Raw genomic sequence first — 22,317 nt, 5'->3', positions numbered from 1 at the left:
GACCCCGGTGTCCGGGTCACGGGGCGCGGAGAGCGTCGGTCACAGAACCTTGGAGAGGAAGGCCTGGGTGCGCTCGTGCTGGGGGTTGGTCAGGACGTCGGCGGGGGTGCCGGACTCCACGACGACGCCGTCGTCCATGAAGACCAGGGAGTCCCCGACCTCGCGGGCGAAACCCATCTCGTGGGTGACCACGACCATGGTCATGCCGCCCCGGGCGAGGTCGCGCATGACGTCCAGGACCTCACCCACCAGCTCCGGGTCCAGCGCGCTGGTGGGCTCGTCGAACAGCATCAGCGACGGCTCCATGGCCAGGGCGCGGGCGATCGCCACGCGCTGCTGCTGGCCGCCGGAGAGCTGTTCGGGGTAGGCGTCCGCCTTGTCCGGCAGGCCGACCCGCTCCAGCAGCTCCCGGGCGCGTTCGGTGGCCTCGGCCCGGGGCACCTTCTTGACCTGCACCGGGGCCTCGATGATGTTGCCCAGCACCGTCAGGTGCGGGAACAGGTTGAAACGCTGGAAGACCATCCCGATGTCGCTGCGCTGCGCGGCGATCTCGGTGTCGCGCAGCTCGTACAGGCGCCCGCGCTTCTGCCGGTAGCCCATGAGCTCGCCGTTGACCCACAGGCGCCCCGCGGTCAGCTTCTCCAGGTGGTTGACGCAGCGCAGGAAAGTGGACTTGCCCGACCCCGAGGGGCCGACCACGCACATGACCTCGCCGCGCTTGACCTGGAGGTCGATGCCCTTGAGCACCTCCAGGCGCCCGAAACTCTTGTGGACGTTCTCGGCCACGACGAGGGCGTCCGCGGGCAGTTCGGTGCCCTCGGCGGTCTCCACGACGCCGTGGTCCTTGGTCTGGTCGGCCATCAGTGCGCCCCTCCCACGATGCTCTGCCGGACCCCGCGCCCGCTCCGGTTGAACCTGCGTTCGATGAAGTACTGGCCCACCATCAGGACGCTGGTGATGGCCAGGTACCACAGGCACGCGGCCACCAGCATCGGGAAGATCTGGTAGCTCCGGGTGCCGATGGCCTGGAGCTGGTAGAAGAGCTCGATGGTCACCGGTACGTAGGCGAGCAGCGCCGTGTCCTTGAGCATGGCGATGGTCTCGTTGCCGGTCGGCGGGATGACCACCCGCATCGCCTGCGGCAGGGTGATCCGCCGCATGATCCGGCTCCGGCTCATGCCGAGCGCCTGCGCCGCCTCGGTCTGGCCCTTGTCCACGGACTGGAGGCCCGCGCGGATGATCTCGGCCATGTAGGCGCCCTCGGACAGCGAGAGGGCGAGGAGGCCCGCCGTGTAGCCGGTCAGGAGGGTGCGGGCGTCGATCTCGAAGAAGCGGGCGTCGCCCTCCAGACCCAGCCACGGCATCCAGTAGTTGTCGAACGGCAGCCCGATGTGGATGGTCGAGTACAGGATGGCGATGTTGCCGAAGAGGACCGCCAGCACGAGCCGGGGCACTCCGCGGAAGAACCACGTGTACAGCCAGGAGACCGTGACCAGCACGGGGTTACCGGACAGGCGCATCACCGCGAGGATGACGCCGAGGAGGACACCGATGACCATCGACAGCACGGTCGCGCTCAGGGTGACCCACACGCCCCGCAGCACGGGGTCGGAGAACATGTTGTCGAACATGAACGGCCAGTTGAACGCGGGGTTCGTGAACAGCATGTGCACGAACATCGCGGCGAGGACCAGGATGATCCCGGCGGCCACCCACCGTTCGGGGTACCGGACGGGGACGGCGGTGATCGGTGCGGCCGAACGGCCCGGGGTCGGTTCCTTCGACCCCGGGCCGCCCACCGGTTCGCTCGGTGAGGTCACAGTCAGACTTTCGCTTGGTGTACGGACGTGCGCGGGACCCTAGACGGCCGGGTTGACCTCGGCCTCTTCGAGGGCTCCGCCCTCGATGCCCCACTCCGCGAGGACCTCCTCGTAGGAGCCGTCCTCGATGATGGAGTTGAAGGCCGCGGCGACGGCCTCGGAGAGCTCCTCCTGCTCCTGGTTGACGACGACGCCGTAGGGCGCCGCGTCGTACTGCTCACCGATGAACTCCAGCTGCTCGCCGGTCTGCTGGAGCGCGTAGAGGGCGGTCGGCAGGTCGGCCAGGGAGGCGTCGTTCAGGCCGGAGACGATGGTCTCGGTGGCCTGGGGCTGGGTCTGGAACTTCTCGATGGTGATGGCCTCCTCGCCCGCCTCGACACAGGCCTCGCTGCGGGCCTCGATGTCGGTGTCGTGGGTGGTGCCCGTCTGCACGGCGATGCGCAGGCCGCACGCGTTGTCCGGGTCGACGCCGTCGGGGTTGCCCGCCGGGGCGAACCACTGGGTGCCGGAGGAGAAGTAGCTGACCATGTTCACCGCCTCCATGCGCTCCTCCGTGACGGTGAAGGAGGAGGCGCCGAGGTCGTAGGTGCCGGTGTCGACGCCGATGATGATCGAGTCAAAGGTGGTGGGCTCCCAGTTGGCCTCCAGGCCGAGCTTGCCCAGCGCCGCCTCGATGAGGTCGACGTTGAAGCCGAGCACGGTCTCGCCGTCCTCGTCCAGGTACTCGCCGGGCGGGTAGGAGGCCTCGACGCCGATGGTGACGGAACCGGCCTCGGCCACCGCGTCGGGCAGCAGCGCGGCCAGCTCCTCGTCGACGGCCACGTCGGGGGCCTGGGGGGCGTCCGCGTCCTCGGAGGCCCCCTCGCCGTTGCCGCAAGCCGCCAGGGCCAGGACGCCGGCCGTTGCGAGGGCGGTGAGGTAGGTCCGGGGCTCGGACAGGGGCTTGCGCAGGGCCATGGTGGGTCTCCTTCGGGGAGCACGGAGTGCCTGGTCGAGGGGTGGGTCCGCGCCCTCGCGGGACCGACCAGTGGTGATATGGGATGGATGCGGCGCCGTGGGCGACACGTCGGTGACGTTCCATTCTGTCGACCCGCGATTTTCCTCCGGTCACCGTTGTGAGAGAATTGCGTAACGGGTCATCCCCGTGAGATGCGGACGCGCAGTACTCGTATAAGAGTCCGGCGAAGACCATCCCTCCCGGCGCACACCCGGTCATGGCCGACCGGTGCCGACGAGGGCCCCCTGGCACCCTGACGTCTTCGCGCGCGCTCCGTGGCCCACCGTCCACGTCATGGCCGACGCGGACGTACAGCAGACCGAGGGGTTTGAGTAGTGACCACCTTTTCTTCGCGTACCCAGAACACGTCCCCGCTGGACGAGGACCCGGCCTTCGCCATGCACCGTGGCGGAAAGCTGCACGTGACCTCCTCCGTGGACGTGAGCGACCAGGAGGGCCTGTCCCTCGCCTACACCCCCGGTGTCGCCCGTGTCTGCGACGCCATCGCCGAGAACGCCGAGCTGGTCGAGACCTACACCTGGAAGAGCAACCTGGTCGCCGTCGTCACCGACGGCACCGCGGTGCTCGGCCTGGGCAACATCGGCCCGGAGGCCTCCCTGCCGGTCATGGAGGGCAAGTCGCTGCTGTTCAAGCAGTTCGCGGACGTCGACTCCGTGCCGATCGCGCTCAACTGCACCGACGCCGACGAGATCGTCGAGACCGTCGTGCGCATGTCGCCGTCCTTCGGCGGCGTCAACCTGGAGGACATCTCCGCGCCGCGCTGCTTCGAGATCGAGGCCAAGCTGCGTGAGCGCCTGGACATCCCGGTCTTCCACGACGACCAGCACGGCACGGCCATCGTGACCGTCGCGGCGATGCACAACGCCGCCCGCCTCACCGGCCGCACCCTGGCCGACCTGCGCGTGGTCGTCTCCGGCGCGGGCGCCGCCGGGGTCGCCGTCACCAAGATGCTCATCGACGGCGGGATCGGTGACATCGCCGTGGCCGACTCCAAGGGCATCATCCACCAGGGCCGCGAGGGCCTGACGCCGGTCAAGCAGGAGCTGGCCGAGATCAGCAACAGGGCCGGGCTCCAGGGCTCCATCGAGAGCGCGCTCAGGGGCGCCGACGTGTTCGTCGGCCTGTCCGCCGGTGAGGTCCCCGAGTCGGTCGTGGCCACGATGGCCGAGAACGCCGTCATCTTCGCTATGGCCAACCCCAACCCGGAGGTGCACCCGGACGTCGCCCGCAGGTACGCGAGCGTCGTCGCCACCGGGCGCAGCGACTTCCCGAACCAGATCAACAACGTGCTGGCCTTTCCGGGTGTCTTCCGTGGCGCCTTCGACGTCCAGGCCACCGACATCACCGAGAACATGAAGCTGGCCGCCGCCAAGGCGCTGGCCGAGCTGGTCGGTGACGACCTCAGTGCCGACTACGTGATTCCCAGTCCCTTCGACGAGCGGGTGGTCCCGGCGGTCTCCGCCGCCGTCGCCGCCCAGGCCCGCGAGGACGGCGTCGCCCGACGCTAGGTCGTGGCACAGGACGGGGCCCGGAGACCGCGCGGTCTCCGGGCCCCGTCGCGGTGGGGCCAGGTCCACCGGGAGCCGGGGTGACACGGGTACCCGGAAGCGGGGGAGCGGGCCAGTGCCCGGGAGGGGGCCGCGTCCGTAGGTTCTCCAGGGACATCCCGCGCCGCCTGCGGCCACACGACCCCCTGGACACCCCGTGAACGCTCTCTCCCCAGCCCCGCCCGCCCTCCGTGCGGGCGGTACCGCCCGTCGGATCGCGACGGCGTCGGCGGTCGTGCTCGCCGCCGTCTCGGCGCTGCTGCTGACACCCCGGCCCTACGAACTGTCCGCCGCGACCAGCGGGGACGCGGAGCTCGCCGCGCTGGTGCGGCAGGGGATCGACGACACCACCGGCTTCCACGGGCTGTCCGTGGCCGTCGTCGAACCCGGCCCCGAGGGGGACCTCCGGGTACGCTCCGCCGGGCTCGGAGAACAGGGGGACCGGGGTGAGACGGTGGACGGGCGCACCCCGTTCGGCTCCGCCTCGGTCGCCAAGGTCCTGCCCGGGATGCTGCTGGCCGACATGGTCGACCGCGACGAGGTCGGCCTGGACACCACGGTCGGGGAGCTGCTGCCCGACCTCGGTTTCACGGACCCGGCGGTCGCCGCCCTCACCGTGGAGGAGCTGGCCACCCACACCTCGGGGCTGTCCCGCGAGGACACGACCCCGCCGCAGACTCTCTGGCAGTTCGCCGCCAAACGGCACCCCTCCCCGCCCACGTCGGTCGACGGGTTCCTGCGGACCACGGCGGAGGACGCCGTGGTCGACCCCGCGCTGAGGGGTGCCAACCACTACTCCAACACCGGCTTCTCCCTGCTCGGGCACGCACTGGCGGAACACCTGGAGACCACCTACGCGGACCTCGTCCGGGAGCGGATCCTCGACCCACTGGGCATGGCGGACACCGAGGTGTGGACCCGGGTGGGCGGAGAGGTGCCCGACCCCCGTGTGCACGACGCGGACCGGGGGCGCCCGATCGAGCTGGACCGCTGGTCGGCCCACGGGCCTCAGGGCGGGGTGACCACGACCGCGCACGACCTCGGCCTCCTCCTGGCCGCCATGATGGACGGCTCGGCGCCCGGAGCGTGGTCGGCCGAGCCGATCGCGCCCGGCGACGTCGACCGCCGCGAGCAGGGACTCGGGTGGTACGTGGAGACCCTCGGCGGCCGGGCGATCACCTCCCACGGCGGCAACGCCACCACCAACGGGCACACCGCCTGGATCGGCTGGTCCGGTGACCGGGGCGCCGTCGTCCTGTCCAACACCCACCGGTTCAGCGAGGACGTCGGGATCCGGCTCCTGGGGGTGGACCAACCGAGTCCCGACAACGCGGCGGGGGAGCGGGTGTACTCGGCGGCCACGGTGGCGTTGACCCTGCTCCCGGTGCTGGCATGGCTGGGCTTCGCGGCACGCCGCCGCCCGGGACGCTGGGTGCGCCGTCCCGCGGACCGCCTCGGTGCGGTGTCCCACGGGACCGTGGCGGTCGCCCTGCTCGCCTACGCCCACGCGGCGGGCTTCTGGCACCTGGTCTCGCCGTGGGTGTGGACCACGGGCGCGGGCCTGGCCGTGGCGGCGGTGCTGGTGAGCGTCCACCGGTGGGAGCGGCTGCCGGTCGCACGCGGGCCACGGCCCTGGGCGCGCTGGCTGTCCACGGCCCCGCCCGCGCTGGCCGGGTTGGTCCTGCTGGTGGCCCTGGCCCTCGTGTGAGCGCCCGGGGCCCTCACAGCAGTTCGGCGGGGGAGCCGAACTCCTCGGTGAGCAGGGCGAAGGCCGTGCGCAGGTCAGCCAGGGCGGCGTCCGGGGTGTCCCCCTCGCCGTGGGCGGAGACCCCCGCGCGGAGCACGGCGCGGGCGCACCAGACCCCGTCCTCGTCCTGCTCGATCGTGTACGGAACCAACACGGGGTTCCTCCTCCTTCGCCGACCCGCGTGCACGGAGGGGCCCGGAGGACCACGCCCCCGCGCGGTCCTCCGGGCCCCGTGCCGGGCCGGTCTCGGTCAGTCCTTCTTCTGGTCGTCCTCGCCGGTGGCGGTGGACCAGGGGTCCCCGCCGGAGGGCGGCATCGGTCGGGCCTCCGGTTCCGGCCCGGGGTCGGGCGCGGTCTCCGGTTCGGCCTCGGGCCGGTCAGCGGCCCCGGACCCGTCGGAGGACGCGGGGCCCTCCTCGCGGTCGGGCGGCCCCCAACGGCCCATGTCGCGTCGGATCACCTCGACGGTGTCGTCGAGGATGCGGCGCAGGTCGTTGCTGGCGGACTCGCCCACCTGTCCGGCCCCGCGCACCATGTCACGGACCTTCACGGAGAAGTCCCGCAGGGCGTGCTCGAACTCGGAGCGGTCCGGCCCGCCGGGCTTCGGCCCGTCGTCGGAGTCGGTGCCGGAGCAGGAACGCTCCGAGCCCCCGGACTCTCCGCGGCCTCCCCAGGCCGCGCCGAAGGCCCCGAACCCCTGGGCGAACCGCTCCCACTCACGGGCCCAGACACCGTTGTCGTCCCGGTCCCGGTCCCGGTCCTCGGACTCCGTCCGCCGCTCACCGCCGGAACCCTCACGGCGTCCCTCACCCGAGGCGAACTTGAGTTCGTCGCGCAGCGAGCTGATCGTCTCGCGGACGTCCTGCTTCACGGCGCGGGCGATGTCGCGGACCGAGTCGGTGATCTCCCTCTCCAGGTCGTCCAGGTCGCTCTCGCGGGCCCGCAGCTCCTCGCGCCCCTTGTCGGTGAGGCTGTAGACCTTGCGGCCGCCCTTCTCGGTGTGCGTGACCAGCCCCTCCTCCTCCAGCCGCGCGAGCCGGGGGTAGATGGTGCCGGGAGAGGGCGAGTACACGCCGAGGAAGCGGTCCCGGAGCAGACTGATGATCTCGTAGCCGTGGCGCGGGCTCTCGTCCAGCAGTTTGAGCAGGTAGAGCCGGAGTCTGCCGTGGCCGAAGACGGTGCTCATTCGGAGGCCCCCTCGGGGATCGCGGCCGGGGCCTCGGGCGCGCGCCGCAGCAGCGCGGTCCGCCCGGACACGGTGTTGACACTGATGGAGGCCGGGTCGACGCCCACGCCGATCTTGCCGGTCAGGGCGGTGCGGGCCGGGGCGCTGCGGCGGTCCAGACCGAAGTCCGAGTCCACCTTGCCGGTGACGGTGCGCAGCTCGACGGAGGCCGAGGTCTCCGAGGGCACCCGCAGGGCCACCTCGCCGGAGACCGTGGTCACCCGGACCCGGGCGGAGGCCGCGAGGTCGGTGTCCACGAGTACGTGGCCGGAGGCGGTCTTGGCGCGGAGCTCGGCCAGGCGGCCACCGGCCACGGCCAGCTGTCCGCTGGCACTGTTGAAGGAGAGGGTGCCGCCCGGGGTGCGTACGGAGGCGTTGGCGGAGGCCGTGTTGACCTCGGTCTCCCCGGAGACGCCGTCCAGCGTGACCTCGCCGGTGGCGGTGCGCACACGGGTGCGGGAGGTCAGGCCCGCCACGACCACCGGGGCCCCGGCCGTGGTGACCTCGACCGGGCAGTCACGGGGGACCCGGAGGTCGACCGTGGCCCGTCGCGAGGCGATGTTGCGGTACCGCCCCAGCTGGATGGGCTTGAGCCGGTCCAGCAGCCCCTGACCGGTGAGGTCCTGGTAGTGGATGGTGAGGATGCCCGCCTCCTGGGTGACCTCCAGGGGCTCGCCCTCGATCTCGGAGATCTCGAAGGTGACCGGGTCGTCCGTCGGGATGATGTTGACCTGTCCGCTGACGATGCGCACCTTGAGGGCGACGATGCCGTCCAGGGTGTGGGTCGTCGGACTGTCGATGGACCAACGTGCCATCGTGGATCCCTTCCGCTCGCTCTCGATGACTTCACGATATGTCGCGAGTCGGCCGAACTCAAGATATGTCGCGGATTTCAGGGTCGTGTCAGGGACGGTTCGGGGTCGGACCCCGGGAACGGCCGAGGGGCCCGGGTCGGTGAAGACCCGGGCCCCTCGGCCGGATGACGCCGCTCGGCGCGGCTCCGCGTGACTACTCCTCGTCCTCGTCGTCCAACCGGGCCAACCAGGTGGCCAGGCGTTCGACGGGGGTCTCGAACTCGGGGTTGACGTCGGTGAACACCCGCAGCTGCTCGGCGAGCCAGGCGAAGCTGACCTCCTCCTCGCCGCGGCGGTTCTCCAACTCCTCGATCCCGCGATCGGTGTAGTACATGGAACCGGTCCTATTCCGCGGGCGGGAACACCGTGTCCACCAGGGCACGCTGCTCGGCCTCGTGGCGCTTGGCCGAACCGGCCGCGGGCGCGGAGGAGGCCGGACGCGAGATCCGGGTGAACGGGCGGTCGAGCTGCTCGGAGAAGACCAGCGCGACGAAGGGCCACGGACCCATGTTCGCGGGCTCCTCCTGGACCCACAGGACCTCGCCCGCGTTCGGGTAGGCCTTGAGCTGCTCGCGGATCTCCTCGATCGGCAGCGGGTAGAGCCGCTCCGCCCGGATGATGGCGGTGTGCTTGTCACCGCTCTTGCGGCGGGCCGCGTCCAGGTCGTAGTAGATCTTGCCCGAGCAGATGACCACGCGACGGACCTTGTCCGCCGAGATCGAGTCGTCCCCGATCAGCGGCTGGAAGTGGCCCGACGTGAAGTCGTCGGTGGCCGAGGTCGCGGCCTTCAGGCGCAGCAGCGACTTGGGCGTGAACACCACGAGCGGACGCTCGAACGGCGACTTCGCCTGCCAGCGCAGCAGGTGGAAGTAGCTCGCCGGGGTGCTCGGCATCGCGACGGTCATGTTCTCCTGAGCGCACTGCTGCAGGAACCGCTCGATGCGGGCCGAGGAGTGGTCCGGGCCCTGGCCCTCGTAGCCGTGCGGGAGCAGCATGGTGACGCTGGAGCGCTGGCCCCACTTCTGCTCGCCCGCGCTGATGTACTCGTCGATGACGGTCTGCGCGCCGTTGACGAAGTCACCGAACTGCGCCTCCCACATGACCAGCGCGTTCGGCCGGGTCAGCGAGTAGCCGTACTCGAAGCCCAGCGCCGCGTACTCGCTGAGCAGCGAGTCGTGCACGAGGAACTTCGTGGTCCCGTTGTCGAACTGCTTGAGCGGCGTGTACGTCTCGCCGGTCTCGCGGTCCATGAGCGAGGCGTGGCGCTGACCGAAGGTGCCGCGACGGCTGTCCTGGCCGATCAGACGGACCGGGTGGTCGTCCAGCAGCAGGGAGCCGAAGGCCAGCAGCTCACCGGTGGCCCAGTCGACGGCGTCGGTCTCGACCATCGTGGCGCGACGGGTCAGCTGGGGCGCCAGCCGCGGGTGCGGCGTGAAGCCCTCGGGCATCGTCACCTGGGTGTCGATCACCCGCTTGACCGTCTCGGTGCTGATGGCGGTCTCGACCTTGGAGTGGTCCAGACGCGCCTCGGTGAACACCTCGGGCTTGACCACGGCGCCCGGCTCGATCGGCTTCTTCTCGACCTCGCGGGTCTCGGTGAAGGCCCTCTCCAGCTCGGACTGGTAGTCGCGCAGGGCCTGCTCGGCCTCCTCCACCGTGATGTCGCCGCGCCCGATGAGGGACTCGGTGAACAGCTTGCGGGTGGAGCGCTTGGCGTCGATGACGTCGTACATGAGGGGCTGGGTGAACGCGGGGTTGTCGCCCTCGTTGTGCCCACGGCGCCGGTAGCAGACGAGGTCGATGACGACGTCCTTGTTGAACGCCTGACGGTAGGCGAAGGCCAGGTGGGCGACCCGGACCACGGCCTCGGGGTCGTCCCCGTTGACGTGGAAGATCGGCGCCTGGACCATCCGCGCGACGTCGGTGGCGTACACGCTGGAGCGGCTGTCGGTCGGCGAGGTGGTGAAGCCGACCTGGTTGTTCACGATGACGTGGACCGTGCCACCGGTGCGGTAACCCCGCAGCTGGGACAGGTTCAGCGTCTCGGCCACCACGCCCTGACCGGCGAAGGCCGCGTCACCGTGGATGAGGATGGGCAGCACGGTGAAGCCGTGCGGGCCCTTGTCCAGCACGTCCTGCTTGGCGCGGACGATGCCCTCGGCGACCGGGTTGACCGTCTCCAGGTGGGACGGGTTGGCGGCCAGCGAGATCTCGATGGACTCGCCGTCACGGGTCTGGAAGGTGCCCGCGGTGCCCAGGTGGTACTTGACGTCACCGGAGCCGTGCGCGCTGCGCGGGTCGAGGTTGCCCTCGAACTCACCGAAGATCTGCCCGTAGGACTTGCCGCAGATGTTGGCGAGGACGTTCAGGCGACCGCGGTGGGCCATGCCGATGACGGCCTCGTCCAGCTCGGCCTTGGCGGCCTTGGAGATCACGCCGTCCAGCAGCGGGATCAGCGACTCGCCGCCCTCCAGGGAGAAGCGCTTCTGACCGACGTACTTGGTCTGGAGGAAGGTCTCGAACGCCTCGGCGCTGTTGAGGCGGTGCAGGATGTGCAGCTGCTCGTCACGGTCGAGCTTCTCGTGCTCGCGCTCGACGTGCGACTGGATCCACTCCCGCTCCTCCGGGCTCTGGATGTGCATGTACTCGATACCCACCGTGCGGCAGTAGGTGTCGCGCAGCACGCCCAGCACGTCGCGCAGCTTCATGACCTGCTTGCCGCCGAAGCCCCCGGTGGGGAACTCGCGGTCCAGGTCCCAGAGGGTCAGGCCGTGCTCCAGCACGTCCAGGTCCGGGTGCTTGCGCTGCTCGTGGTCGAGCGGGTTGGTGTCGGCCATGAGGTGGCCGCGCACGCGGTAGGCGTGGATCAGCTCCTGGACCCGGGTGGTCTTGTCGAGCTGGGTCGCCTTGTTGACGTGGATGTCCTGGACCCAGCGGACCGGCTCGTACGGGATCCGCAGCGAGTTGAAGATCTCGTCGTAGAAACCGTCCTCGCCCAGCAGCAGCTGGTGGATGCGTCGCAGGAACTCGCCCGACTGGGCGCCCTGGATGATCCGGTGGTCATACGTCGAGGTGAGCGTCATGACCTTGCTGATGCCGAGCTCGCTCAGGGTGTCCTGGGAGGCGCCCTGGAACTCGGCCGGGTACTCCATGGCCCCGACACCGAGGATGGTGCCCTGACCGGGCATCAGGCGCGGCACGGAGTGCACGGTGCCGATCCCGCCCGGGTTGGTCAGGCTGATCGTGGTGCCCTGGAAGTCCGGAACACCCAGCTTGTTGTTGCGGGCCTTGCGGACCAGGTCCTCGTAGCCGCTCCAGAACTCGTTGAAGTCCATCTCGTCGGACTTCTTGATGGAGGGCACGACCAGCTGACGGGAGCCGTCGGGCTTCTGGAGGTCGATCGCCAGGCCGAAGTTCACGTGTTCTGGCTTGGCGACGCCGGGCTTGCCGTCGATCTCCGTGTAGGAGTGGTTCATCGAGGGCAGGGCCTTGAGGGCCTTGACCATGGCGTAGCCGATGAGGTGGGTGAAGGAGACCTTCCCACCGCGGCCGCGCCGGAGATGGTTGTTGATGACGATGCGGTTGTCGAACAGCAGCTTGACCGGCACCGCGCGCACGCTCGTCGCGGTGGGCAGGGTCAGGCTCGACTCCATGTTGGTCGCGGTGCGGGCGGGTGCGCCACGCAGCCGCTCCTCGTTGACCTGGAGAGCATCGTCGGTGTTCTTGGGTGCAGGGGCCGCGGTGGCCTTCTTCTTCGGCGCGGGTGCGGCGGGGGCCTTCTCGGTCTGCGCCTTTGCGGTCGCAGTGCCCCCACCCTTCCCGTTGGCCGAGTCCGCGGGCTTGTAGTCCGCGAAGAAGTTCCACCAAGCCTTGTCAACCGAATTCGGGTCGGTGAGGTACTTCTGGTAAAGCTCCTCGACCAGCCACTCGTTCGGGCCGAAATCTGTCAGGGGTTGAGACGCCTCAGACGACACGGCGGAGATCGCCCACTTCCGCAGCTCGCTTGTGAATGATTAGGAAAGACGGGTGGCTGCTGGCAAGGCGGGCTCGAAGAAGCACGGAGTCGCTCCCCTTCGCAGGGAAGAATCTGTCCTGGCCAGCACTCGTCGGGTACAAGGCTACTTGTACCGACCTCCCTGACGGGAACATCGGTGTAGTTGAAACTGGGAGATACCTAACAATCTTTCACACGAACCTTGTCTCTACGTGCTGGTTACTTTGCGTTGCGTGGTCAACGTGATGCGTTTACTCCTGTTTGTCGGGGTTCTCGGTGGGCATTCCTGTGACCGCCTCCGGCCAGGGCCCCTGTGGCGCGCACCACGTTTCCCGTCGGCGCCCGTGAGCGCGGCCACCGGACAGCAACCGACGGCGACCGGACGGCGTCCGACGGTGAAACGCCGGTGACCGGCGGCGGGGATGCCCGGATCTGCGCGCTCTTCCCAGTTCTCCCCCATGGCGGAGCCCCCCGAGCCTACGATCGGCCTACGAACGCGGCATGTCGGGTGGGAGGACCATGAAGGGACTCGGAGAACTGGAGGCCGCCATCATGGGAGCCCTGTGGAGCTCGGAGGGTCCGCTCTCCGTGCGCGAGGTCCGGGACCACATGGTCTACGACCGCGAGGTCGCCTACACGACCGTCATGACGGTCGCCAACATCCTCTTCCACAAGGGCCTGGTGGACCGTGAGAAGGACGGCCGGGCCTGGGTCTACTGGGCCCGGGAGACCCACGCCGAGTACACGGCCCGCGTGATGGGCGAGGTCCTGGAGACGGGGCCCGACCCCGGAGCCACCCTGCTGCGCTTCGTGGAGCGCTTCAGCGACGAGGAGATGGCCCGGCTGCACCACGTCTTCCGCCAGGTGCGCGACCGGCGCGGCCCCGGTCGCACCCGCACCTCACCGACGGCGTAGCGAACGCACGCTCGGGGTGGCGACCGCCGCGAGCGTCGCCGCCAGGGTCAGCCCCGCCACGATCAACAGGGACCGTTCCGGTCCGATGGCCTCCGCCACCGGACCGATCGCGATCTGTCCCACCGGCATCGCCACGAAGGAGCCCAGGGCGTCGTAGGAGTACACGCGGGAGAGCCGCTCGGGCGGGACGTTCTCCTGCACCGACACCTCCCAGGCCACGGTGAACTGCTCCACGGCGACCCCGCCCGCGAACATCGCCGCGAACAGCAGCGGGACCAGCGGGGACGGCCCGGCCAGTACGAAGAACGGCAGGGTCTGGAGCGTGACCAGCGCCGTTCCGTAGAGCAGCGCCCGCTGCGGCTGCCAGCGAGCCGCGAGCACACCGCCGACCAGCAGCCCCAGGCTGTTGGCGGCCATGAGCAGACCCCACGTGGTCCGCCCGAACGTGTCGTCGGCGATCCCCGGCCCCAACACCGCCGTGACCGACGACCACCCGGCGTTGACCACCATGAACTGCAGCACGATGATCCACACCCACGGCCGGGCCACGAACTCGCCCCACCCGTCCAGGAGGTCGCGGAGCACCCCACGGCTCCGCGCCGCCGTGGACGGGACCCGCAGGAACAGGAAGACCACCCCGGCGGCGGCGAACAGCAGCGCGTCCACACCGATCGCCCAGCCCGGTCCGACCAGGCCCACGAGCACGCCGCCCGCCGACATCCCGGCGAACATGCCGACCTGTTTGGCGACCCCGGCCACCGCGTTGGCCTGGCGCAGAAGCGACCCGGGGACGGTCTGCGGGGTCAGCGCGGCGATCGCGGGCAGGTTGGCGGCGGCAGCGGCCCCGTTGAGCACGCTCAGCGCCACCATCAGTCCGAGGGTGGCCGCTCCGCTGATCAGGGACAGCGCCAGGAGCCCCTGGGAGAGCGCGGCCAGGAGACAGGCGCCCTGGATCACGACGGTGCGCGGGAGCCGGTCCGCGAGGACCCCGCCGAACAGCAGGAGCGCCACGTTGGCGAGGGACCGCGCGCCCACCACCAGGCCCACCTGGGCCAGGGAACCGGTCACGTCCAGGACGGCGAAGGCCAGCGCCACGTGCGCCATGCCGTTGCCGAAGAGCATCAGCACCCGGCCGGTCACCAGGAGGCGGAAGGGCGCGTGCGCCAGGGGCGCCGTGAATCCGGGGCCCGACGTGCGCGGCCCGGTCATCCGTGCCTCTGGTTCATCAGGGTCCGCCCTCCGGTTCACCGTGTCGACCGGGGAACCCTCTCCGACGCGCGGGCGCGGGTCAACCGGTTTTTCCGGGCCGACCGCTCAGCGGCCGAGGACCCAGCTGCGGCCCTCGGCGGCCAGCTTCTCCACCAGGGTGGCGCTGTCGTGCTCCTTGGCGAAGAGGTGCTCGGGGCGGGTGATCGGCACGATCCACAGCCACCGCACGGGGTCGCCCTGGAAGGACAGGCCGGAGGTGTCCGGCGGGATCCTGGTGGGATCGGTCACCAGCGGGGTCGGGTCCTCCAGGAGCAGGACCGCGCCCGCGCCGCCGCGCATGGAGCGGTCCTCGGCGTTGTCCAGCCACTTGATGGTGTGCCCGGTCCCGAACCACGTGACCGCACGCCAGGGGAACGCCCCGATCCACCGGAAGATCCGGGCCGCGTGGTGCGCGGGCAGCGTCGTGGCCAGCGCCAGCTCCACTCGCGCGTGGTTGGAGGTGTCGGCCATGTACCGGTCCAGGGTGGGCATCCGCTGCCCGCACATGCCCACGGTGGAGAGCACCGTGAAGGGCCGGTCGTGCGAGGGCGGCCGCTCCGAGACCCGCAGCAGGGGCGGGTGGCCGTCGGACACGTCCCAGTAGTGTCCGGGCTCGCCCACCCGGCGGTTCAGGTGGCTCAGCACGGTCCGCTGGACGCTGCGCCACGCCCCGGAGGCGCGCCGCCAGTCCCAGTAGGCCTCGGCGTGCACCACACGCGGCCACAGCTGGTCGCGCACCGCGTCCAGTTCCCACGCGTAGGCGCTGCGCCCGATCGCCTCACGGGCGTAGCCGGGCAGGCCGCTGTCGGCCTCCGCCCAGCCCGGGATCACCGCGAGCAGACCCTCCTCGTCCACCAGGGCCACCCCGTCGCCCTCCTCGAACCACACCGCGCGCAGTGTGGCCGGGTCGAAGCGCGGACGCCCCTGCGGGTGCTTGGTGTGGGCCTCCGGCATGAGCGGCGCCTGCCCCCGGTGGAGGCCGCCCGACCCGCTCTCGCGGGGGGCCGCCTCGTGGTTGGCCAGCCACACCGGGACCCGGATGCGCTCACGGGCGTCGAGCAGGTAGGCGGCCGTGGTGTGGGAGTCGCACTCGACGACGACGCGGCGGCTCTGGTAGGGGCTGATCTCGTCCAGCAGGACGTCGATCTCGGTCACCGGCCCTCCCACGCGCCGACGGGCTGTCATGTCGTCGTGTCCGCCGGAAGCGGGCGGAGCCGTCCGGCCTGTCCACGAGCTAAGTAGAATCGACGGTAGTGCCCTGACAGTCGGAGCAGCACCGCAGTCGCGTATAGGTCGTATAACGACCCGTGCCGCCACTTCCCTCCCGCACCGGGCGCAGACCACCGACTCCACTCCTTACGGATCCTTATGCCCGCCGAGCTCACATTCGTCGCCCCCCGCCGCGCCAAGCCGCCCCGGCACCTGGCCGACCTCAGCCCCGAAGAGCGGCTGGAGGTCGTCAGGGAGCTGGGGGAGAAGCCCTTCCGGGCCAAGCAGATCGCCAAGCACTACTACGGCGGGCTGGAGTCGGACACCGCGAAGATGACCGACCTCCCCGAGGCCTCCCGGGAACGGCTCGGCGAGGCGCTGCTGCCCACCCTGCTCACCCCCGTCCGGCACATCACCTGTGACAACGGGATGACCCGCAAGACCCTGTGGAAGGCCTTCGACGGGGTGATGTTCGAGTCGGTGCTCATGCGCTACCCGGACCGCGTCACCCTGTGCATCTCCTCCCAGGCCGGGTGCGGGATGAACTGCCCCTTCTGCGCCACCGGCCAGGCGGGTCTCACCCGTAACCTGTCCACCGGCGAGATCGTCGACCAGGTCGTGGCCAGCGCCCGCGACCTGGCGCGCGGCGAGGTCGCCGGCGGCCCGGGGCGGATCAGCAACATCGTGTTCATGGGCATGGGTGAGCCCATGGCCAACTACAAGCGGGTGCTCCAGACCGTCCGCCAGATCACCGACCCGGTCCCCGACGGGCTGGGCATCTCCCAGCGCGGCGTCACCGTCTCCACGGTGGGTCTGGTCCCGGCGATCAACAAGCTCATCGACGAGAGGATGCAGGTCCGCCTGGCGATCTCCCTGCACGCCCCCGACGACGAGCTCCGCGACGAGCTGGTGCCGATCAACACCCGCTGGAAGGTCGACGAGGTCCTGGACGCCGCCTGGCGCTACGCCGGGACCACCGGACGCCGCGTGTCCATCGAGTACGCGCTGATCAAGGACATCAACGACCAGGCGTGGCGGGCCGACCTCCTCGGCAAACTCCTCAAGGGCCACCTGGTGCACGTCAACCTCATCCCGCTCAACCCCACCCCGGGGTCGAAGTGGACCGCCTCGCGCCCCGAGGACGAGCGCGAGTTCGTCCGGCGCCTCCAGTCCCACGGCGTCTCGGTGACCGTCCGCGACACCCGCGGCCAGGAGATCGACGGGGCCTGCGGGCAGCTCGCCGCCGCCGAGAAGTAGACCGACGTGGTCGAGACCGCCCTGGCCTTCGTGGTGGCCACCGCGGCCGGGTTGGTCCCGCTCATCAACATCGAGCTGTACCTGCTGGGCGCCGTCGCCCTCGTGGACGACGGCGCCCTGGTGGCGATGGCCCTGGCCGCCGCGCTGGGCCAGACCCTCGGCAAGATCCCGTACTACTACGTGGGCTACGGGACGCTCTCCACGCCGTGGCTCCGGCGCCGCGCCGCCACGCCCGGCCGGTGGACGGCGCGGATGTCCCGCTGGCGGACCAGGGCGGAGGAGCGCCCGGCCTGGGGCGCGGGCCTGCTCGCCCTGAGCTCCTTCGCCAGCGTCCCGCCGTTCATGGTCGTCTCCGTCCTCGCCGGGGTGCTGCGCATGAACCTCGTGCTCTTCTGCGCGGTCACCCTCGTCACCCGCTTCGCGCGCTTCCTGATCCTGGTCCTGGCCCCCGCCTGGGCGCTGTCCTTCCTGCCCTGACGGCCCCGCCGGGAAATCGGCCCCTCCGTCCCGGAACCGGACCGCGTCGGTCGGCGTCTCTTCCTGTGCCTGATCACCGAGCACCAAGGAGGCCGCGATGCGGGCCGGACGTAGTGGGATCGCCGTCGGAACGGCGCTGGGAGCGTTGCTCCTGGCCACCGGATGTTCCTTCGAGTGGAGCATCGGGAACACCGAGCCCGTGGGCGGAGGCGACGCCACGGAGGCCTCCGACGCCGGGTCCGGTGAGGAGACCGCCGGGGGCGACGCCGCCGCCGTGGACGTCGCGGAGGTCGAACGCCAGTCGAGCGAGCGGCTCGCCGAGCAGGTCGGGCAGGCGCCGGACGACTTCACCTGCCCCGGCGACCTCCCCGCCGAGGAGGGCGCGGAGATGCGCTGCGAGCTCACCCACGGGGGGCAGTCGCTCGGCGTGACCCTCACCGTGACCTCGGTCGACGGTGGCGACGTCAACTGGGACGTCCTGGTCGACGAGTAGCTCTGGAAGGCCGGAGGCCGGGCGTACACTCGGGGCACGTTCGGGGTCGGCCTCCGGTTCGGCTCCCAGGTCACGAGGGGGAAGTTCGATGGTGCAGGTCGCGGTCGCCCAGTTCGCGCCGGGTCAGGACAAGGCCGAGAACCAGCGGTCGGTCGCGGAGCTGACCGCCAGGGCCGCCGCCCGGGGCGCGCGGGTGGTCCTGTTCCCCGAGTACACGATGTTCACCGCGCCGCGCACCGACCACCGCTTCGTGGAAGCCGCCGAACCCCTGGACGGGCCGTTCCTGGCCGACGCCGCCGACACCGCCCGCCGGGAGGGCGTGTACTTGGTGCTCGGCGTCAACGAGGCCGGTGGGGAGGGCGCCACCCACTTCACGAACACCCTTGTGGCGCTCTCGCCCGAGGGGAAGCGGGTCGCGCTCTACCGCAAGGTCCATCTCTACGACGCCTTCGGCGCGAGGGAGTCGGACGTGGTCGCCCCCGGGCCGATCGACGATCCGGAGACCTTCACCGTCGACGACGTGGTCTTCGGTCTCCAGACCTGCTACGACCTGCGCTTCCCGGAGGTGACCCGAAGGATCGCCGACGCCGGGGCGCACATGGTGCTGCTGGCCGCGCAGTGGGTTCCGGGACCGCTGAAGGAGGACCACTGGCGCACCCTCGCCCGGGCCCGCGCCATCGAGAACACGGTGTACGTGGCCGCCTCCGGGCAGTCGGCGCCCGGCGGAGCGGGCAACAGCGTGGTGGTCGACCCGATGGGGACCGCGCTGGCGTCCCTGGGGGAGCAGACCTTCGAGGTGACGTCGGCGGAGGTTTCGGCCGCGCGCGTGGAGGCGGTTCGTGTCACGAACCCGGCGCTGTCCCTGCGCCGATTCTCGGTGATTCCGCACGACCGGGACTGAGCCCCAGCCCCGTACGGGGCAGGACATGTCCGGTACTTCCCAGGAAAGACCATCTATGAACTGGGGTCTTCCCAGGGTTCGTCACTTAGGGTTATGATCTCCCTGCACGGAGTGATTTAGATCGGTCCGGACCCTTCCAGGTGCCGAGAGCTTCTGATTCAATTAAGAGCCGGTAACTATCGGCCCGCCAGACTGTCCTAAACCACGGGGGGAGCAAGGACATTGCGCGGAACGAGCATGATGTGCGAACGGGACACGAGGCCTGACACCGCATCCGAGATCCACGTCTACGACCCGAGCTGGCTCAGCGGGGCGCAGTGCATGGGGGATGCCTGCGTCGTCTGCCACGTCAAGTGGCCGCGGCCCCGCCGGGTCCTGGGTGAACTGCCGGACGGCAGCCACGTGTACGGATGCGACGAGTGCGCGGGGATCATCGGTCACCAGCCGGTCTCCGCGGGTGGGTCGCTGATCGCGGCACGCTAGGCGATGGCGGCCGGTGACGACGGTCGCGCTCCGGGTCCAGGGGGAGTCATGAGGACCCGGAGCGCTTCCGTTGACGCACCCGCTTCCATGGGGAGGAGGGGAATTGAGTGCGTCTATCCAGGATGGTCTCTCGTGGCGCGCTCGGCGCGCGGTCGCGCCCGGTGAAGGGCGTCGCTGCACCACGATACTCCGTGTGGCCCGCCCTCGACCGTCAGTGAGAGACATCCGTCCGTTAATTCGACCGGCGCGGAGCTAGCCGTTGGTCGGGAACCCCAGGTCGACGCCGCCCTCGGGGCGCTGTCCCGGGTCGGTCCAGCGGGCCGTGACCGCCTTCGTGCGGGTGTAGAAGTGGACGCCCTCGGTGCCGTGGGCGTGCGAGTCCCCGAACAGCGACTGCTTCCAACCGCCGAAGGAGTAGTACGCCATCGGCACCGGGATGGGCACGTTGATGCCGACCATCCCCACCTCGATCTCGTTCTGGAACCGCCGCGCGGCCCCGCCGTCGTTGGTGAAGATCGCCGTCCCGTTGCCGTACGGGTTGCCGTTGACCAGCCGGACCGCCTCGTCGTAGTCGCGCACGCGGACCACGCTCAGCACCGGGCCGAAGATCTCCTCGCGGTAGCAGGACATCCCGGGGTCGACGTGGTCGAGGACCGAGGGGCCCAGCCAGAAGCCGTCCGCCTTCCCGCCCAGCACCGGGTGGACCCGGCCGTCGATCGCCAGCGTCGCCCCCTCACGGACCCCCGACTCCAGGTAGGAGGCCACCTTGTCCCGGTGCTCCCGGGTGACCAGCGGTCCCATCTCGCTGCGGTCGTCGTCCCCGGGACCGACCCGCAGCCGCGAGACCCGCTCGCGGATCCGTTCCAGCAGGTCGTCGGCGACCGAGTCCACCACCGCCACCGCCGAGATGGCCATGCAGCGCTCGCCCGCCGAACCGAACCCCGCCGAGACCGCCGAGTCCGCCGCCAGGTCGAGGTCGGCGTCGGGCAGCACCACCATGTGGTTCTTGGCGCCGCCCAGTGCCTGGACGCGTTTGCCGTGCTCGGCTGCGTTGCGGTACACGTACCTGGCGATCGGCGTCGAACCCACGAAGCTCACCGCCGCCACGTCGGGGTGCTCCAGGAGCGCGTCCACGGCGACCCTGTCCCCGTGCACCACGTTGAAGACGCCGTCGGGCAGGCCCGCCTCGGCCCACAGCTCGGCCAGGATCAGGGACGCGGACGGGTCCTTCTCGCTGGGCTTGAGCACGAACGTGTTGCCGCAGGCGATCGCCACCGGGAACATCCACATCGGGACCATCGCCGGGAAGTTGAACGGCGTGACACCGCTGACCACGCCCAACGGCTGAAGGATCGAGTAGGCGTCCACCCCGGTGGACACGTTCTCGGAGTACCCGCCCTTGAGCAGGTGGGGGATGCCGCAGGCGAAGTCCACGACCTCCAGGCCACGGGCCACCTCGCCCTGGGCGTCGGAGAACACCTTGCCGTGCTCCGAGCTGACGGCCGCCGCAAGCCGGTCGCTGTTGGCGCGCAGCAGCTCCCGGAACCGGAACAGGACCTGGACCCGCCTGGACAGCGAGGTGTCCCGCCAGCCGGGGAAGGCCGCCTTCGCCGTCGCCACGGCGAGCCCGACCTCCTCGGCCCCGGCGAGGGCCACCGTCCCGGTGACCGTGCCGGACGCCGGATCGTAGATGTCACCGGTCCGTTCGGCGGGCCCCTCGTGGGCACCGCCGCCGATCCAGTGGGTGACGTGCTTGCTCATGCTTCCTCTTCCTGGTGGGGGGCGGGCTCAGGCCTGGTCTGCGACGGCGCGGACGGCGTCCAGCAGGATGTCGCGGCCCTCGGCGGCCTCCTCGGTCGACAGGGTCAGCGGCGGGGCCATGCGCAGCACGTTGCCGTGCACGCCGCCCTTGCCGACCAGCAGCCCGCGCTCACGGGCGGCCTCCAGCACCTGCCCCGCCAGCGGGGAGGACGGCGCTCCCGTGGCGGGGTCGACCATCTCGATCGCGAACATCAGGCCCTTGCCGCGCACGTCCCGCACGCAGGCGAGCTCGCGCAGCGCGCGCAGCCCCTCGACGACGGTGGCTCCCTGACGGAGCGCGTTGCCCTGGAGGTCGTTCTCCAGCACGTGGTCGAGGGTGGCCCCGGCCGCCGCCATGGACACCGGGTTGCCGCCGAAGGTGGCCACGCCGAGCGCGGTCAGGCCGTCCATGAGGTCGCCGCGCGCCACCACGCCGCCCACCGCGAAGCCGTTGCCGAGCCCCTTGGCGAAGGTCATGGCGTCCGGGGTGACCCCGTGGTTGCCGATCCCGAAGAAGCTGGTCCCGGTCCGGCCCCACCCGGTCTGCACCTCGTCGGAGACGAAGAGGATGCCGTGCTCGTCCAGGACCTCCTTGTAGGCGGCGTACAGGCCGTCCGGGGGCATCGCGAAGCCGCCCACGCCCTGGACCGGCTCCGCGATCAGGCAGGCCACGTTGGGCGCCGCGGTGTCCAGGACCTCGCGCAGGTCGGCCACGCAGACGTCGACGTACTCCTGCTCCGTGAGGTTCCGGAACGCGGGGGAGGCGTGGTCGGTGCCGTGCAGGTAGTGCACGTTGAGGGGGGAGAGCGAGGAGTTCTTCCAGGCGCGGTTGCCGGTGACCGCGACGGTGCCGAAGGAGCGCCCGTGGTAGCTGCCGCGCATGGCCAGGACCTCGTCGCTGCCGCGCGCGTGCGTGGCCAGCAGCAGCGCCGTCTCGTTGGCCTCCGTGCCGGAGTTGGTGAAGAAGACCTTGGCGTCGGGGATGCCGGACAGTCCGGCGATCCGCTCCGCCAGCTCCACCTGGGAGCGGATGAGGTAGAGGGTGGAGGTGTGGACGACGCCCTTGGCGAGCTGGCGTTCCACGGCCTCGCGGACCTCCGCGACGTCGTAGCCGAGCATGTTGGTCACGATGCCGGTGAAGAAGTCGAGGTAGGTACGGCCTTCGGCGTCCGTGACACGGGCGCCCTTCCCGCTCACGATCTCCAGCGGGGACTCGTAGTAGAGGGGCAACCAGGAGGGCATGACCGCGCGGTGGCGCGCAAGGAGTTCCGACATGCCCTCAGTCTCCCCAGCGCCGAGGGGCTTATCCAGAATCACCATGTTGACAAC

20 protein-coding genes are annotated in these 22,317 nt (G+C 70.6%); 8 read left to right on the top strand and 12 right to left on the bottom strand.

Translation table 11 applies throughout. The features are described 5' to 3' along the window. Positions 1–39: 39 nt before the first annotated feature. From ACFW3L_RS21495 to ACFW3L_RS21485, 3 genes are read right to left on the bottom strand one after another with little or no spacing between them, the layout of a single operon-like run. Positions 40–861: an amino acid ABC transporter ATP-binding protein gene (locus ACFW3L_RS21495; RefSeq protein ID WP_378743211.1), complete on the bottom strand. Its 822-nt coding sequence runs from the start codon at positions 859–861 to the stop codon at positions 40–42. Beyond that, complete coding sequence (locus ACFW3L_RS21490) at positions 861–1,820, bottom strand: amino acid ABC transporter permease (protein ID WP_378743209.1); 960 nt, start codon at positions 1,818–1,820, stop codon at positions 861–863. The genes ACFW3L_RS21495 and ACFW3L_RS21490 overlap by 1 nt, the downstream gene beginning before the upstream one ends. A 39-nt stretch (positions 1,821–1,859) precedes the next feature. Continuing rightward, on the bottom strand, positions 1,860–2,777 hold the full coding sequence (locus tag ACFW3L_RS21485) for an ABC transporter substrate-binding protein (protein ID WP_378743207.1): 918 nt from the start codon (positions 2,775–2,777) through the stop codon (positions 1,860–1,862). A 375-nt stretch (positions 2,778–3,152) separates the two neighbouring features. On the opposite strand from ACFW3L_RS21485, the gene ACFW3L_RS21480 reads away from it, so the two are divergent. Next, positions 3,153–4,346, top strand: a complete 1,194-nt coding sequence (locus ACFW3L_RS21480; RefSeq protein WP_378743205.1) for an NADP-dependent malic enzyme — start codon at positions 3,153–3,155, stop codon at positions 4,344–4,346. Between the two features lie 196 nt (positions 4,347–4,542). Beyond that, on the top strand, positions 4,543–6,093 hold the full coding sequence (locus ACFW3L_RS21475) for a serine hydrolase domain-containing protein (RefSeq protein WP_378743203.1): 1,551 nt from the start codon (positions 4,543–4,545) through the stop codon (positions 6,091–6,093). A 13-nt stretch (positions 6,094–6,106) separates the two neighbouring features. Here ACFW3L_RS21475 and ACFW3L_RS21470 read toward each other — a convergent pair whose 3' ends face one another. The 5 genes from ACFW3L_RS21470 to ACFW3L_RS21450 all read right to left on the bottom strand — a co-directional run bounded on the left by ACFW3L_RS21470 (position 6,107) and on the right by ACFW3L_RS21450 (position 12,185). Further along, positions 6,107–6,286: a hypothetical protein gene (locus ACFW3L_RS21470; protein WP_378743201.1), complete on the bottom strand. Its 180-nt coding sequence runs from the start codon at positions 6,284–6,286 to the stop codon at positions 6,107–6,109. A 96-nt stretch (positions 6,287–6,382) separates the two neighbouring features. Next, the gene (locus ACFW3L_RS21465; RefSeq protein ID WP_378743199.1) at positions 6,383–7,318 is read right to left on the bottom strand and encodes a helix-turn-helix transcriptional regulator; all 936 of its coding nucleotides are present in this window, start codon (positions 7,316–7,318) and stop codon (positions 6,383–6,385) included. Then, on the bottom strand, positions 7,315–8,172 hold the full coding sequence (locus ACFW3L_RS21460) for a DUF4097 domain-containing protein (RefSeq protein WP_378743197.1): 858 nt from the start codon (positions 8,170–8,172) through the stop codon (positions 7,315–7,317). The genes ACFW3L_RS21465 and ACFW3L_RS21460 overlap by 4 nt, the downstream gene beginning before the upstream one ends. Positions 8,173–8,365: 193 nt before the next feature. Next, positions 8,366–8,545: a DUF6104 family protein gene (locus ACFW3L_RS21455; RefSeq protein WP_378743195.1), complete on the bottom strand. Its 180-nt coding sequence runs from the start codon at positions 8,543–8,545 to the stop codon at positions 8,366–8,368. Between the two features lie 10 nt (positions 8,546–8,555). Beyond that, a complete protein-coding gene (locus ACFW3L_RS21450; protein ID WP_378743193.1) occupies positions 8,556–12,185 on the bottom strand; it encodes a multifunctional oxoglutarate decarboxylase/oxoglutarate dehydrogenase thiamine pyrophosphate-binding subunit/dihydrolipoyllysine-residue succinyltransferase subunit in 3,630 nt (1,209 codons plus the stop codon). Between the two features lie 539 nt (positions 12,186–12,724). Between ACFW3L_RS21450 and ACFW3L_RS21445 the strand changes: the two genes are divergently transcribed. Further along, positions 12,725–13,120: a BlaI/MecI/CopY family transcriptional regulator gene (locus tag ACFW3L_RS21445; RefSeq protein WP_378743191.1), complete on the top strand. Its 396-nt coding sequence runs from the start codon at positions 12,725–12,727 to the stop codon at positions 13,118–13,120. On the opposite strand, the gene ACFW3L_RS21440 is transcribed toward ACFW3L_RS21445, so the two are convergent. After that, entirely contained in the window at positions 13,106–14,329 is a 1,224-nt protein-coding gene (locus ACFW3L_RS21440) for an MFS transporter (RefSeq protein WP_378743189.1), read from the bottom strand. The two genes, ACFW3L_RS21445 and ACFW3L_RS21440, sit on opposite strands and share 15 nt — an antisense overlap. 105 nt (positions 14,330–14,434) lie before the next feature. Next, entirely contained in the window at positions 14,435–15,523 is a 1,089-nt protein-coding gene (locus ACFW3L_RS21435; RefSeq protein ID WP_378743187.1) for a suppressor of fused domain protein, read from the bottom strand. 213 nt (positions 15,524–15,736) lie between these two features. Between ACFW3L_RS21435 and rlmN the strand changes: the two genes are divergently transcribed. The 5 genes from rlmN to ACFW3L_RS21410 all read left to right on the top strand — a co-directional run bounded on the left by rlmN (position 15,737) and on the right by ACFW3L_RS21410 (position 19,188). Beyond that, on the top strand, positions 15,737–16,834 hold the full coding sequence (rlmN, locus tag ACFW3L_RS21430; protein ID WP_378743185.1) for a 23S rRNA (adenine(2503)-C(2))-methyltransferase RlmN: 1,098 nt from the start codon (positions 15,737–15,739) through the stop codon (positions 16,832–16,834). A gap of 6 nt (positions 16,835–16,840) precedes the next feature. Next, positions 16,841–17,311, top strand: coding sequence for a hypothetical protein (locus ACFW3L_RS21425; protein WP_378743183.1), 471 nt, complete (start codon positions 16,841–16,843; stop codon positions 17,309–17,311). Positions 17,312–17,408: 97 nt separating this feature from the next. Then, positions 17,409–17,804 carry a DUF4333 domain-containing protein gene (locus ACFW3L_RS21420; protein WP_378743181.1) on the top strand — a complete coding sequence of 132 codons (396 nt, stop codon included), beginning with the start codon at positions 17,409–17,411 and terminating at the stop codon, positions 17,802–17,804. A gap of 88 nt (positions 17,805–17,892) precedes the next feature. Continuing rightward, positions 17,893–18,705 carry a carbon-nitrogen hydrolase family protein gene (locus ACFW3L_RS21415; RefSeq protein ID WP_378743179.1) on the top strand — a complete coding sequence of 271 codons (813 nt, stop codon included), beginning with the start codon at positions 17,893–17,895 and terminating at the stop codon, positions 18,703–18,705. 240 nt (positions 18,706–18,945) lie between these two features. Beyond that, the gene (locus ACFW3L_RS21410; protein ID WP_378743291.1) at positions 18,946–19,188 is read left to right on the top strand and encodes a hypothetical protein; all 243 of its coding nucleotides are present in this window, start codon (positions 18,946–18,948) and stop codon (positions 19,186–19,188) included. A gap of 252 nt (positions 19,189–19,440) precedes the next feature. Here ACFW3L_RS21410 and ACFW3L_RS21405 read toward each other — a convergent pair whose 3' ends face one another. Then, positions 19,441–20,949, bottom strand: a complete 1,509-nt coding sequence (locus ACFW3L_RS21405; protein ID WP_378743177.1) for a CoA-acylating methylmalonate-semialdehyde dehydrogenase — start codon at positions 20,947–20,949, stop codon at positions 19,441–19,443. A 27-nt stretch (positions 20,950–20,976) separates the two neighbouring features. Then, positions 20,977–22,263 (bottom strand): aspartate aminotransferase family protein, encoded by a 1,287-nt coding sequence (locus tag ACFW3L_RS21400; protein WP_378743175.1) that lies wholly within the window; start codon positions 22,261–22,263, stop codon positions 20,977–20,979. Positions 22,264–22,317 lie beyond the last annotated feature (54 nt).

Origin of the sequence: Nocardiopsis sp. NPDC058789, from assembly GCF_042745575.1 — a bacterium.
Classification (GTDB): domain Bacteria; phylum Actinomycetota; class Actinomycetes; order Streptosporangiales; family Streptosporangiaceae; genus Nocardiopsis; species Nocardiopsis eucommiae.
Note: the sequence above shows the minus strand (reverse complement) of the source record. Positions and strands in the feature narration are given on the sequence as shown.

What these genes read in the sequence shown, in the direction of transcription:
- ACFW3L_RS21440 (WP_378743189.1), bottom strand. Translation starts at nt 14,329, where the DNA reads ATGACCGGGCCGCGCACGTCGGGCCCCGGATTCACGGCGCCCCTGGCG.
- ACFW3L_RS21400 (WP_378743175.1), bottom strand. Translation starts at nt 22,263, where the DNA reads ATGTCGGAACTCCTTGCGCGCCACCGCGCGGTCATGCCCTCCTGGTTG.
- ACFW3L_RS21410 (WP_378743291.1), top strand. Translation starts at nt 18,946, where the DNA reads ATGTGCGAACGGGACACGAGGCCTGACACCGCATCCGAGATCCACGTC.
- ACFW3L_RS21465 (WP_378743199.1), bottom strand. Translation starts at nt 7,318, where the DNA reads ATGAGCACCGTCTTCGGCCACGGCAGACTCCGGCTCTACCTGCTCAAA.
- ACFW3L_RS21455 (WP_378743195.1), bottom strand. Translation starts at nt 8,545, where the DNA reads ATGTACTACACCGATCGCGGGATCGAGGAGTTGGAGAACCGCCGCGGC.
- ACFW3L_RS21415 (WP_378743179.1), top strand. Translation starts at nt 17,893, where the DNA reads ATGGTGCAGGTCGCGGTCGCCCAGTTCGCGCCGGGTCAGGACAAGGCC.
- ACFW3L_RS21460 (WP_378743197.1), bottom strand. Translation starts at nt 8,172, where the DNA reads ATGGCACGTTGGTCCATCGACAGTCCGACGACCCACACCCTGGACGGC.
- ACFW3L_RS21485 (WP_378743207.1), bottom strand. Translation starts at nt 2,777, where the DNA reads ATGGCCCTGCGCAAGCCCCTGTCCGAGCCCCGGACCTACCTCACCGCC.
- ACFW3L_RS21445 (WP_378743191.1), top strand. Translation starts at nt 12,725, where the DNA reads ATGAAGGGACTCGGAGAACTGGAGGCCGCCATCATGGGAGCCCTGTGG.
- ACFW3L_RS21495 (WP_378743211.1), bottom strand. Translation starts at nt 861, where the DNA reads ATGGCCGACCAGACCAAGGACCACGGCGTCGTGGAGACCGCCGAGGGC.
- rlmN (WP_378743185.1), top strand. Translation starts at nt 15,737, where the DNA reads ATGCCCGCCGAGCTCACATTCGTCGCCCCCCGCCGCGCCAAGCCGCCC.
- ACFW3L_RS21420 (WP_378743181.1), top strand. Translation starts at nt 17,409, where the DNA reads ATGCGGGCCGGACGTAGTGGGATCGCCGTCGGAACGGCGCTGGGAGCG.
- ACFW3L_RS21405 (WP_378743177.1), bottom strand. Translation starts at nt 20,949, where the DNA reads ATGAGCAAGCACGTCACCCACTGGATCGGCGGCGGTGCCCACGAGGGG.